We start from the raw sequence: 11,845 nt of genomic DNA, 5'->3' as shown, positions 1-11,845 counted from the left end.
AATGGAATCCATGTTACTTGATTTGCGTGAGCAACGTTGTCCTATGGCACTGTTACTTGCAAAGCGTCATGCTGCTGAGGTCTTTCAAGGAGAAGCAAAGCAGTATCATCAACTTGTCATTCAAGTGGTGGACAACAGCTCTAAACGAGACATTGTGAACTATCTTAGTGCCCAAGGGTACTCAGTTGATTGCCAATCTACATCAGAGCACTACACATTGACTGTCTTCAATAAGGAATCCGCATAAGATGTTTGAAATGGTTAGTCGTTGGTATAAACGACGTTTCTCTGACCCTCACGCAGTAAGTCTCGTCGCGATCTTGCTGTTTGGCTTTATCACCATTTACTTCTTTGGACACTTGATTGCGCCATTACTTGTCGCGATCGTTTTGGCTTATCTACTTGAATGGCCAGTTGTCAAAATGTGTCGTATGGGCGTGCCGCGCACTTTGTCGGTTATTATCGTGATCTTGGTCTTTGTCGGGTTAATGTTAATTGCGTTGTTTGGCTTGGTTCCGACGATTTGGACTCAGGTCGGTAATCTAATTAACGATATTCCGAACATGTACAACGGGCTACAAAAGTTTATTGTCACATTGCCAGAGCGCCATCCTGAACTAGCCAATTTAGAAATAGTAGAAACCGTGGTGACGAACGCCAAAAACCAAGCACTGGGGCTGGGTGAAAGTGTCGTCAAAGGGTCGCTTGCTTCATTAGTTAGCATTGCAACGCTAGCGGTATATTTGATCTTAGTGCCACTCCTTATCTTCTTTTTGCTTAAAGACAAAGAAGAAATGCTGCGAATCGCAAGCGGTATTCTGCCGAAAAACCGTAAATTGGCGAATAAAGTTTGGCATGAAATGAACGAGCAGATATCAAATTACATTCGCGGTAAAGTGTTAGAGATTTTAATCGTGGGCGGTGTGAGCTACGTAACTTTTGCCCTTTTAGATCTTCGTTACTCGGCGTTGCTTGCCGTAGCCGTTGGTCTGTCGGTTTTGATTCCTTATATCGGTGCGGCGGCTGTTACTGTGCCTGTTGCCATCGTTGGTTTGTTCCAATGGGGCTTAACGCCTCCGTTTTATTGGTTGTTGCTTGCTTACGGTATTATCCAGGCGCTTGATGGTAATGTGTTGGTTCCTGTTCTGTTTTCCGAGGCAGTAAACTTACACCCAGTTGCTATCATTGTGGCTGTATTAGTCTTTGGTGGGCTATGGGGTTTTTGGGGGGTGTTCTTCGCCATTCCTTTAGCGACATTAGTCAAAGCCGTATGGCATGCATTACCAAGCACGGAAGAAAACGAACCTGTCGAACAAGAGTAGTTGTTACCAAAGGTACGATGGTTAAAAGAAAGCCCAGCAGTTTGCTGGGCTTTTTGTTTGTAGAAAAACAATAGCGTTTAAGCGTTTAAGCGTTTTCGTTTAAGTAGTTTAATACGACTTCGTGGTGATCTTTGGTTTTGAACTTGTTGAACACATGTTCGATCACGCCTTCTTCATTGATCAGAAAGCTAATGCGGTGAAGACCGTCGTATACTTTGCCCATGAATTTCTTTTCGCCCCAAACGCCGAACTGGTCAGCAACGGCATGATCTTCATCGGAAAGCAGAGTGAAGTTTAAATCATCGCGCTCGATGAACTTGCCTAGGCGCTTTACAGGGTCGATGCTTACGCCGAGTACCACCACGTTATGTGCATCGAGTTCAGCTTTGATGTCACGAAGGCCTTTTGCTTGTGTAGTACAACCCGGCGTCATCGCCTTAGGGTAAAAGTAGAAAAGTACTTTCTTGCCTTTAAAGTCTTCAAGAGAAACGGTATTTCCGTCTTGGTCGAGCAAAGAGAAGGCTGGCGCTGGCGAGCCTGCTGTCAGCGTATTCATTTTGATTTCCTTTACTTTATAGTGTGTTTTTAATGAAATTCAGAGAACCTTGTACGTTGAGCGACTTACAAAGTTCATCGAAGTCTTCTTGTAACTGCATCAAATTAAAATCCGCGCTTACAGATGCAGTAATCGCAATATGAAACTGGTCAGAATCGAGTTGAATTTTCGACTTGCTGATGGTTTGCGCGCTAAGAGAGTCTAAACCAATCTGCTGATCAGCGAAGAACTTAGTAAATTTTTCAGTTAACCCAGGGCGGTCTTCAGACTCAATAAACACTTCCATGGTGTAGCTGTTATCGAGCAGTTCGTGCGCCGCTGTGCGTTTCATGATCGTAATAAGGTCATGTTCTTGGCCAAGCAGGGGCAATTGCGTTTCAACTCGAGTCACGCTGCTGGCGTTCCCAGTCAGGAGCATGATCAGCGTAAATTCACTGCCAAAGATAGCGATACGGCTATCGACTATGTTACAACCAGCTTGAGTAACGAGCTGTACGACTTGGTTACAAATGCCTGGACGGTCCGTTCCAACTGCTGTAAGTACCAGATGTTGCTTCATAAATGAGCTTCTTGTCCTTTCTTCAATAGAGAGATGTTAGCACAGATATTGCGAAGAAATATCGAGCCAGTTCTTTTTTAGTCTATAAAAAGCAGGAGGATGTTGAGGGGAGCGGTGGGAAATAAACAGTAAATGCAGGCTACAGGATAAACAAAACGTTTGCATGATGTGCTTGCCTATTGTCTGGCCGTTTTATTCACTTAGATCTGACTTGGCTAACAAGACCAAAGAGTATATTTTCCTTGCTTGTGCTCTTCAGTATTTTCCAAATCACTGATAGATTCTAAAGTCACTCGAAAGCCCAACACGATTATCAATATTGCCGTTAATCAAACTAAATAGAGCAATTAAGTTGCTAGACCTCTAACAACTGGTAATTATTCATTCATTTGTACTTTGTAAGCGAGTTTACGCTCTTGTGTTTTTCAATCGCATTACAGTACCATGCAGAAAGAGTTAAATGAGGGAGATAAACATGTTTTCAGGAAGTATCGTAGCGCTGATTACGCCATTCAAAGCAGATGGCGAAGTAGACTTTGACGGTCTGCAAAAGCTAGTAGAGTACCACGTTGAAGCGGGTACAGACGGTATTGTGGCAGTAGGCACAACAGGTGAGTCAGCGACACTGACCATTGAAGAGCATGTAAAGGTCGTTAATAAAACTGTTGAGTTTGCCGACGGTCGCATCCCTGTGATTGCTGGCACGGGTGCAAATGCAACCCATGAGGCAGTAACATTTAGCAAATTACTGGCTGATTCTGGTATTGCTGGCTTCCTGAGTGTGACACCGTATTACAACAAACCAACTCAAGAGGGTTTGTTTCTACATTACAAGGCAATTGCCGAAGCGAGTGATGTGCCTCTAATTTTGTACAACGTACCAGGCCGTACTGCTGTTGATATGCAGCCAGAAACAGTGGCACGCTTGTCAAAGCTTGATAATATCGTAGCTCTAAAAGATGCAACGGGCGATTTGGAACGAATTGCAATTCATCGTGAACTTTGTGGCGAAGATTTTATCTTACTAAGTGGCGATGATGCGACAGGGCTGGATTTTGTGAAACTTGGCGGCAATGGTGTTATCTCGGTAACGAACAATATTGCAGCTAAAGACATGGCAGACATGTTCCATTTGGCAAGTGAAGGTAAGTACGAAGAAGCAGAAGCGATTAACCAACGCTTGATGACTCTACATAAAAACCTTTTCATCGAAGCAAGCCCTATCCCAGTAAAATGGGCAGCGCAAAAGCTTGGTTTGATTGAAGAAGGTGGTTTGCGTCTTCCTTTAACTACGCTTTCTGAAAAATCGCAGCCGATCGTCGAGCAGGCGCTAACAGACGCCCATATTTATTAAGATTGAGCTATTAAGATTGAGTTACTAGGATTGAAGTTCATACTGGGGGCCAAAGCGCCCTCGGTGTTTTAGGAGTATAGATGAAGCTTTCAAGCCAGTTAGTGTTAAGTTCATTAGCTGTATTCGTATTGACTGCCTGTTCAGGTGGTGCCAATCAACGTCGTCAAGCAAAAGATGACTTCGAGTATTTGAACTCCCCCAATTTGGGTGAGTGGAATGTCCCACAAGGCGCACAGCCACAGTTTTATCCGAACTATGAGATCCCTCAGGGTAACTATGCTGGTGGTGTAGGTAAAGATGTCGACATTCGTCCACCTCAACAAGTCCTAGAGCTTATTCCTGGTGCACGTCTGGACCGCAGTAGTGATGGTGAAGTGACCCTTTGGCTACTTCGTCAAGATGAACTAGACAAGGTTTGGCAAACCGTACAAAACATGGTTGCGGCTAACGAGATTCCAGTTGAACGCCAAACAGACTCTCGCATCGAGACAGGATGGGTGACTTGGGATTCGCCAGATGAAGAGCTAGAAATTGGCAGCCGATATGAAATCGTACGCGCTGAAGCAAATGGTCGACACGGCTTTAAGGTGAGCCTTATTGACTGGCGTGAAGGCAATCAAGTGAAAGAAGTAACGGTGACCAACCGTGAGCGCTACAATGTGTTCATGACGAACTTGGTCACCGCTCGCTACGATCAAGAAGTGCGTGAAGAAGCACAGCGTAAAGCGCAAGAGTTGGTTAAACAGATCCCAATCACAATGGGTAAAGACCGAAGCGGACTTCCTGTGATTATCGCGCGTGCGCAATACAACATGCTTTGGCAACGTCTGCCTAATATTCTACCTAAGATGGGCTTTAAGATTGAAGAGCGTAGCCAGTCTCAGGGCACAATCACTGCGAAATATGCGTCTCCGGATGATGAATTCTGGAACGATATCGGCGTTAAACCAGTGGAGTTAGCCGCTGGTAAGTACACATTCTTACTTGGTGATTTAGGCAACCGTACGTCTATCAATATCACCGACTCCTCTGGCAAGCCAGTAGAAGAAGAGTTTTTGAAATCACTAGCGCCTGTATTGGCTGCAACAGTGAAGCAGTAAACAAAGCGAGCTTAACGCGGCGTGTTTACTTAATGATAGAAAAGGGACCTAGTGGTCCCTTTTTTGATGTTTAGATTAAATGTGTCGAGATGAAGCTGGTGAGTAACTAACGAGGCTCGTTTTTGTTTTTATCTTCTTCAGCGTAGCGCTGTTTATCCAATGTGTTCAGCTTATCTAAATCGTTCTTACGGCTTTTATCCATCTGACCAAACTTCATTTTTGCGGTGTATTTGAGTGCGGCAATATTACCAATGACCACGCTCAACACTACAATAATAATGACCCAAGGATTGGTGAGTATTTCTATCATAGAGCCTCCGGCGGCGTGATATTGTGAATAAATTTGGCAACGACGTTATCCAAATTATTCAGTATGACGTCAATCCCTGCAATGTTGTCGGTCTGATTTTGTTTAATCAACTGGCTTCTGAGTACATCAAGCGTCAACTGTTCGAGGCATTGCTGCCCGACAGCGCGGTGACTAATGTGCCAAGGCTCAATCGAAACTCCACCTAAATCATGCTGATAAGGAAAGAAGAAACCGAACCGACCAAGGTTGGCTTTTAACCATTGGTAGAACGCCTGCTGGTGGCCTTCAAGATACTCCCAAGGTTCCAACTTGAGTTTTGTGTCAGCAGGCAATAAATTGCGCGCATAGACATCAAAATCACAACCCCAATGATGACGACTTCCTCCGGGCAATGCCGACCAGCGCAAAATGGCCATCAATTTCTCTTCGTCATTTAACTCTGCTTTATTCAAAGGGCGGGAGTTGATGTCGAGAATTGGCAACTCACCAGAAAACTTCCCGTTCCAGATGGCTTTTTGGCGATTAAAGTCACGAAAACCACTGGCGATTTCCATTTTGAAACCTGCTTCGGTTGCGGCATTAATCATCTTCAATAAGTCATTGACTACTTTAGGGTGAAGCATAAATGCCTTTTGCCCCACTAGTGCGGATTGAAGATGAGAATCAGTGATTCCGGTGAGTTGCTCTGGTGTCATTGTGTTCTCGCTGATTACTTCGCCAATAGGTGTTTCAACGTGTTTTCGTACATGTCCGTCAACTTTTCAAGATCGTCGACTTTCACACACTCGTTCACTTTATGAATCGTAGCGTTAACAGGGCCTAACTCTACGACTTGACCTCCCATTCGAGCAATAAAACGACCATCAGAAGTACCGCCAGTTGTAAGTAGCGCTGGCTTCGTATCATTGACTTCGGCCACAGCAGCTACAACTGCGTCTAGCAGTGCGCCCGTATCGGTCAGGAATGGGTCACCGTTGAATGTCCATTTTAGGTCGTAGTCCAGCTCATGCTTGTCCAATGTTTCGGTAACACGCTGAACAATTGCGTCATTGTTAAGCTCAGTACTAAAACGTAGGTTGAACTGAACATGGAACTCGCCAGGAATAACATTAGACGCACCAGTGCCAGCCGATACATTCGGGATCTGGAAACTAGTCGGTGGGAAGTAATCATTCCCTTTGTCCCATTCTGTCGTCGCGAGTTCATGAATCGCGAGTAGAGACTCGTGCACTGGATTGCTGGCTAGGTGAGGGTAGGCCACGTGACCTTGTGTTCCTTTTACCGTTAAATCACCAGTGATGGATCCACGGCGTCCATTTTTCACTACATCGCCAACCACGTCGGTGCTGGATGGTTCACCAACAATACACATATCGATGTTCTCACCACGTTCCATCAACGTTTCTACAACGCGAACGGTACCATTGATAAATGGCCCTTCTTCATCTGACGTAATCAAAAAGCCAATTGAGCCTTTGTGATCTGGGTTTTCGGCGATAAAGCGTTCGACAGCAACGACCATAGCAGCTAGCGACCCTTTCATGTCAGCTGCGCCGCGGCCATGCAAGTAACCATCAATAATGGTCGGTTCAAACGGATGTGTATTCCAGTGTTCCAATTTGCCAGCTGGTACCACATCGGTGTGGCCAGCAAACGCAAATAGCGGCGCTTCTGAACCACGTCGAGCCCAGAAGTTCGTGGTGTCTTCAAATACCATCACTTCAATTTCAAACCCGAGTGCTTTTAAGCGCTCGATCATCAAATCCTGACAACCTGCGTCTTCCGGCGTTACGGACTGTCTACTGATCAGATCTTTAGCAAGTGCCAATACTGGACTGTCTGTCATCCTTGAGTATTCCTTTATTTAAGAGTTGAAAATGCTAGCGTATTGATCAGCTTTAAAACCGATATGAAGTTGATCATTCACTTTTAAAATTGGGCGTTTAATCATCGCAGGGTTTTCTACCAAAAGAGCGATGGCGTTTTCCTCGTTAAGTGTGTCTTTCTGCTCTTGCGCTAATTGGCGGTAGGTTGTGCCACGTTTATTGAGCACCTGTTCCCAACCTAAAGCGCGACAAAATTCACTTACCATTTCTGCATCAATGCCTTGCTTACGGTAGTCATGGAAGTCGTAAGCAATATCCTCGGCTTCTAACCATTTCTTGGCTTTTTTGATCGTATCGCAGTTGGGAATACCAAACATGGTAATCGACATAGTCTTTCCTTTTTCTTTGTTCTATTTTTCACTGGCGCGGTTAAGACGCACTTAAGTGATTTGGGCTGTTAAAGCATCCTATCAAGAAGCAATCAAACTGACAAAATGCGGTGGAAAATATTTTCAGATAGATTGAGATAACTAATGTCACATAACTTATTTACGATGAATGCGCTATAAATCGAATAAAAATTCGTCTAAATCAAATGGAAAAGTCGAGTTATTGATCAAACGCAACACCTCGCTGAGCAAAAACGAAATAATGAATCAGCACAATTTTAGGAGGTGTCAATGGAATTGAGTCCTGTTTTTGCAAGGCGGCTATATTTGGCCTTGTTGGTGGAAAACCTAGAAAGGCCGAATGTGCCAAAGTTGATCGAAAAAACGGGGTGGCCTCGTCGTACTATTCAAGATGTACTCAAGGCGTTACCTGGGATCGGCATTGAACTCATATTCGTTCAAGATGGCCGACGTCATAATGACGGCTATTATCAACTTTCAGATTGGGGGCCTTTTGATAGCCAATGGGTTCTAGAGCGGGAGAGAGATATCGCTAGCAGTCTTGGATTTCGTGCATAAGCCAGCAATTGCTGGCTTTTTTCATATTCAGGCCTCATCCATTGCAGCGGTAGGCGGAACCCAGTACGCTAAATGAAGTGATAAAATCTTGTGGGGAAACCATAAAAACGGTGTCCGCATCGATAGCCGCTGCATTGTTTTTTAAATCGTTCATCGCGCCTTGCATCATCGCGTCATTAGTCATGAAAATGTAGTTATACCAATGGCCTTCACTTCCGGTGACTTCGCCTTTGTATTCGCATCGCTCAGGGTCGAATTGCGCGTCAATGCGAATATGAACATCTTGACTTTGAGCATGAGTAAGGTGAGAAGGCATCGTGCAACCCGTTAGAAGCACGACAAAAAGTCCAAGTAACAGGCGTTTCATTAGCTATTTCCCCAATACTATGTAAGCAGCAAAGCCAATCCAGCTCAGAACAAGTAGTGTCCAAGGCAGTTTGCTTGATGAATGGTTTGGCGCATCGTCGGTGATATTGTCTTGTTCGATAATCTCTTCATGCTGACGTTGTTTTTCACGTTGCTGTTTTTTCTTCGCTTTATCGGCTTGGCGGTTGCGCTCTTTTTGTTGTTTCTTATATTGCGCGATGCCTTTTTCGATACCTTGAGCGATGAGTTTGGTTTGCTCTTTGGTTTGCCCCGGTTTCTGCGTGGATTTGGCAATTCTCATCGCTTCGGCTTGAGTTTCTTGAGAAGGCACAGGGGTGGCAGGAGTTCTTTTTTTCATGTTTCTCATCAACGTCGCTGTAAATCTTTGTTTAGTTTACCTGTGTAAGGTGCTGAAATGAACTTCAGTTCTCATCTTTGTTGGCTTGCAACTCTGAAACGATAGGTTAAAGTGACGTTTTTATCACATAAAGAAGAAGATGTTGTGCGCTATTCGTTTGACCAATATGACGCTCATGGATTTTTAAAGGCGCCGATCATTTTATGGGTGGGATGGATGTTTCTTGTGCGTTCATGGGTGGTGTTTGCCATGGCTGGTGTAAGTCGTGATAGTGGCAGTAAGCTACTCGCTATTGTTTACCCAGATTCAAGTACGTTGTATTTAGGTTTGGCGATGGGCATTCCAAGTTTGCTTCTTATGTGGTTAATGGGGCTTCGTCATCCCGACAGAGGATGGGTAAACAGAATTACTCGCTATGGTCGCGAGATCACTTTGATCTTGTGCGGTATTCAACTTGCTCAGACCATGTATCATGTGTACCTAGAACATGGAGTGTTTAATTGGGCAAACGCCCTTACCATTACCTTATTAGCTTGGTTTATGATCTATCTTCTAAATGGAAGATGGGTAAAAGACTGTTTTCATGTGCCACAATTGGCGCACGATGAACAGCAGCATTCAAAGAATTAAAAACAATAACTTCCCACTCTGGGGCAAAGTAATAGAGGAAACCTCAATGTCACAAGCTCAAACGGCGATCGTGCCAGAAGCCGGGCCATTTGCACTGTACACTCAACTCAAAGTGAACCAAAACCGTGAAAACGTATTAGAAAAACTGAAAGCACTGCCAAAGTTGGTGGAAGAGTTAAACATTACCCAGCCGGGTGCAGCGCTGACGCTTTCTATCGCATTCACAAAATCGTTTTGGGAACACCTTAATGTAGACGCGCCAGAAGAGCTTATTGATTTTACTCAACTTGGCGAAGGTGACATCGTTGCTCCAGCAACAGACATAGATGTGCTGATTCACTGTCACTCGACTCGTCACGACTTGCATTTTTACGTGTTGCGTAAGTTCCTAGAAGAGACGGCACAAGATGTCACCATTGTGGACGAAACATATGGGTACCGTTACCTTGATGCTCGTGATATGACAGACTTCATTGATGGCACAGAAAACCCGAAAGGGGAGGCTCGCGCTGATGTGGCTCTAGTAAAAGAGGGCCCATTTGCTGGAGGCAGTTATGTTATGGCTCAGCGCTTTGAACATAACCTTGCCGCTTGGAATCGATTGAATGTCAAAGCGCAAGAAAAAGTGATTGGTCGTACCAAGCCAGACTCTATCGAGCTAGAAGACGTTCCTGCTGCATCACACGTTGGTCGAGTTGATATCAAAGAAGAAGGTAAAGGTTTGAAGATTGTTCGCCACAGCTTACCATACGGGACGGTAACAGGGCCTCATGGCCTGCTGTTTATTTCTTACTGCAATACACTTCATAACATTAAAGTGATGCTAGAAAGTATGTACGGCGTGACAGATGGTAAAACAGACCAAATGCTTCGTTTCACAAAAGCGGTAACTGGTGCGTACTTCTTCGCTCCTTCACAAGAAATGCTCGCAGAGCTAGCCATCAAGTAAGTTCTCAGACTTTATTTCTTAAGCCCTCCAATTGGAGGGCTTTTGTTTTCTATTTCTATTCCAATCTCTTTTCAAAAAACACTAAACTTTTCTGTTACTTGGTCGATAAGTACTCAAAGCCTTAATTTTAGGACTCTTTATTCGTGGCGATCACCGTTAATACCAATGTTGCAGCACTTGTCGCACAACGTCATTTGACCAGTGCAACGGATATGCTGAATCAATCCATGGAGCGTTTGTCTTCAGGGAAGCGTATTAATAGCGCAAAGGATGACGCTGCGGGTCTGCAAATTTCCAACCGCTTGCAATCACAAATGCGTGGTTTAGATGTTGCGGTTCGCAACGCGAATGACGGCATTTCCATCATGCAAACTGCGGAAGGCGCGATGAATGAGGTGACCAATATCATGCAACGTATGCGTGATTTGTCGCTACAGTCAGCCAATGGTTCAAACAGCAAAGCGGAGCGCACTGCACTGCAAGAAGAAGTCTCTGCTTTAAATGATGAGTTAAGTCGTATTGCAGAAACCACATCTTTTGGTGGACGTAAATTGCTGAACGGCACATTCGGTACATCGTCTTTTCAAATCGGTGCAACGGCTGGTGAAGCGGTACAAATTGGCCTGCGGACCATGCGGCCGGAATCTTTAGGTAGCTTTTCAATGAGCTCATATCAAAGAGTCAGTTCAGATTGGACGGTTCAAAACGGAAATAATGAAATTGTTATCAGCTACCGTGATAACAATTTTGAAGAGCAGGAGATCCGTATTGAAGCTAAAGCTGGCGACGATATAGAAGAACTCGCGACTTACATTAACGGGCAGACCGATAAAGTGAAAGCGTCTGTTAATGAAGAGGGGCAACTGCAGTTACTCATGTCCCACAAGGACGCCATAAAATACCCTGGACCAACCTTCAGTGGTGGCCTGGCTGATGAGTTAGAACTTGGCAAGTATGTCACCGTAAATAGAACGGTAGATAGTATTGATATTAGCACGGTCGGTGGCGCTCAGATGGCGGTCGGTATTTTAGATGATGCTTTGAAAACGGTAGATGGCAGTCGTGCGGAGTTAGGCGCGTATCAAAACCGCTTTAATCACGCGATCAATAATCTAGATAATATCCACGAAAACTTAGCCGCTTCCAACAGTCGTATCCAAGACACTGACTACGCGAAAGAAACCACGCAAATGGTGAAGCAACAGATTTTACAACAGGTCAGTACTTCTATTCTGGCGCAAGCAAAACAAGCGCCAAACCTAGCATTGACCTTGCTTGGCTGATGAACGGCCTTGCCCGAATTTAACGTAAAACCTGCCTGTATCGACAATTCGAAAAGAAGCTTTAGCGAAAAATGAAAGTTTTTTTGCTTTTTTATCCGCTTTGTCACGATTACCCCTCCAAACGAATTATTTTCAAAAAAATCCAAAATTTTCTCTAAAGAAAACAGGGCATGCGCCGTTAATAAAAGTAACTTTGAGAGAACTACTTGGTTTTCCGAGACGTCGGAAACCGCTACACCGGAAAATCAATTGGAGAAATCACCA

Annotated in this window: 16 protein-coding genes; 8 read left to right on the top strand and 8 right to left on the bottom strand. The window is 44.5% G+C overall.

All coding sequences use genetic code 11. The features are described 5' to 3' along the window. The first annotated feature begins 10 nt into the window (after positions 1–10). Entirely contained in the window at positions 11–247 is a 237-nt protein-coding gene (locus R8O10_RS13355) for a sulfurtransferase TusA family protein (protein WP_005380414.1), read from the top strand. 1 nt (position 248) lies between these two features. Beyond that, entirely contained in the window at positions 249–1,322 is a 1,074-nt protein-coding gene (locus R8O10_RS13350) for an AI-2E family transporter (RefSeq protein WP_005389843.1), read from the top strand. Between the two features lie 85 nt (positions 1,323–1,407). Here the strand turns inward: R8O10_RS13350 and bcp are convergent, their stop codons facing one another. Beyond that, positions 1,408–1,878 (bottom strand): thioredoxin-dependent thiol peroxidase, encoded by a 471-nt coding sequence (bcp, locus tag R8O10_RS13345; protein WP_005380418.1) that lies wholly within the window; start codon positions 1,876–1,878, stop codon positions 1,408–1,410. 16 nt (positions 1,879–1,894) lie between these two features. After that, positions 1,895–2,437, bottom strand: coding sequence for a glycine cleavage system protein R (locus tag R8O10_RS13340; RefSeq protein WP_005380420.1), 543 nt, complete (start codon positions 2,435–2,437; stop codon positions 1,895–1,897). A 475-nt stretch (positions 2,438–2,912) separates the two neighbouring features. Here R8O10_RS13340 and dapA point away from each other — a divergent pair, with 475 nt between their 5' ends. Together dapA and bamC are read left to right on the top strand one after the other, a co-directional pair. Beyond that, positions 2,913–3,791, top strand: a complete 879-nt coding sequence (gene dapA, locus R8O10_RS13335) for a 4-hydroxy-tetrahydrodipicolinate synthase (RefSeq protein WP_005380422.1) — start codon at positions 2,913–2,915, stop codon at positions 3,789–3,791. Positions 3,792–3,871: 80 nt separating this feature from the next. Beyond that, positions 3,872–4,891: an outer membrane protein assembly factor BamC gene (bamC, locus tag R8O10_RS13330; protein WP_318191471.1), complete on the top strand. Its 1,020-nt coding sequence runs from the start codon at positions 3,872–3,874 to the stop codon at positions 4,889–4,891. 106 nt (positions 4,892–4,997) lie between these two features. On the opposite strand, the gene R8O10_RS13325 is transcribed toward bamC, so the two are convergent. The 4 genes from R8O10_RS13325 to R8O10_RS13310 are packed head-to-tail and all read right to left on the bottom strand — an operon-like array spanning position 4,998 to position 7,416. Then, positions 4,998–5,201: a DUF2897 family protein gene (locus R8O10_RS13325; protein ID WP_005380425.1), complete on the bottom strand. Its 204-nt coding sequence runs from the start codon at positions 5,199–5,201 to the stop codon at positions 4,998–5,000. Then, positions 5,198–5,896, bottom strand: a complete 699-nt coding sequence (locus R8O10_RS13320) for a M15 family metallopeptidase (RefSeq protein ID WP_318191470.1) — start codon at positions 5,894–5,896, stop codon at positions 5,198–5,200. The genes R8O10_RS13325 and R8O10_RS13320 overlap by 4 nt, the downstream gene beginning before the upstream one ends. Positions 5,897–5,910: 14 nt before the next feature. Next, entirely contained in the window at positions 5,911–7,047 is a 1,137-nt protein-coding gene (dapE, locus tag R8O10_RS13315) for a succinyl-diaminopimelate desuccinylase (protein ID WP_033907099.1), read from the bottom strand. A gap of 18 nt (positions 7,048–7,065) precedes the next feature. Further along, positions 7,066–7,416 (bottom strand): ArsC family reductase, encoded by a 351-nt coding sequence (locus R8O10_RS13310; protein WP_005380431.1) that lies wholly within the window; start codon positions 7,414–7,416, stop codon positions 7,066–7,068. Between the two features lie 291 nt (positions 7,417–7,707). Here R8O10_RS13310 and R8O10_RS13305 point away from each other — a divergent pair, with 291 nt between their 5' ends. After that, positions 7,708–7,995 carry a winged helix-turn-helix domain-containing protein gene (locus tag R8O10_RS13305; protein ID WP_005380433.1) on the top strand — a complete coding sequence of 96 codons (288 nt, stop codon included), beginning with the start codon at positions 7,708–7,710 and terminating at the stop codon, positions 7,993–7,995. A gap of 34 nt (positions 7,996–8,029) precedes the next feature. Here the strand turns inward: R8O10_RS13305 and R8O10_RS13300 are convergent, their stop codons facing one another. Both R8O10_RS13300 and R8O10_RS13295 read right to left on the bottom strand, forming a co-directional pair. Continuing rightward, on the bottom strand, positions 8,030–8,362 hold the full coding sequence (locus R8O10_RS13300; RefSeq protein WP_005380435.1) for a DUF4156 domain-containing protein: 333 nt from the start codon (positions 8,360–8,362) through the stop codon (positions 8,030–8,032). Between the two features lie 3 nt (positions 8,363–8,365). Continuing rightward, positions 8,366–8,719, bottom strand: a complete 354-nt coding sequence (locus tag R8O10_RS13295) for a DUF2956 domain-containing protein (protein WP_005380437.1) — start codon at positions 8,717–8,719, stop codon at positions 8,366–8,368. A gap of 144 nt (positions 8,720–8,863) precedes the next feature. Between R8O10_RS13295 and R8O10_RS13290 the strand changes: the two genes are divergently transcribed. From R8O10_RS13290 to R8O10_RS13280, 3 genes are all read left to right on the top strand, one after another. Then, on the top strand, positions 8,864–9,349 hold the full coding sequence (locus R8O10_RS13290; RefSeq protein ID WP_025768263.1) for a DUF2919 domain-containing protein: 486 nt from the start codon (positions 8,864–8,866) through the stop codon (positions 9,347–9,349). Positions 9,350–9,395: 46 nt separating this feature from the next. Then, positions 9,396–10,298: a Dyp-type peroxidase gene (locus R8O10_RS13285; protein WP_025768264.1), complete on the top strand. Its 903-nt coding sequence runs from the start codon at positions 9,396–9,398 to the stop codon at positions 10,296–10,298. Positions 10,299–10,441: 143 nt separating this feature from the next. After that, complete coding sequence (locus tag R8O10_RS13280) at positions 10,442–11,581, top strand: flagellin (RefSeq protein ID WP_136976113.1); 1,140 nt, start codon at positions 10,442–10,444, stop codon at positions 11,579–11,581. The last annotated feature ends 264 nt before the right edge of the window (positions 11,582–11,845 follow it).

Origin of the sequence: Vibrio sp. 1727 (assembly GCF_033344415.1) — a bacterium.
In the GTDB taxonomy this organism is placed as follows: Bacteria; Pseudomonadota; Gammaproteobacteria; order Enterobacterales; family Vibrionaceae; genus Vibrio; species Vibrio alginolyticus.
This window is presented reverse-complemented; position numbering and strand designations above follow the sequence as displayed.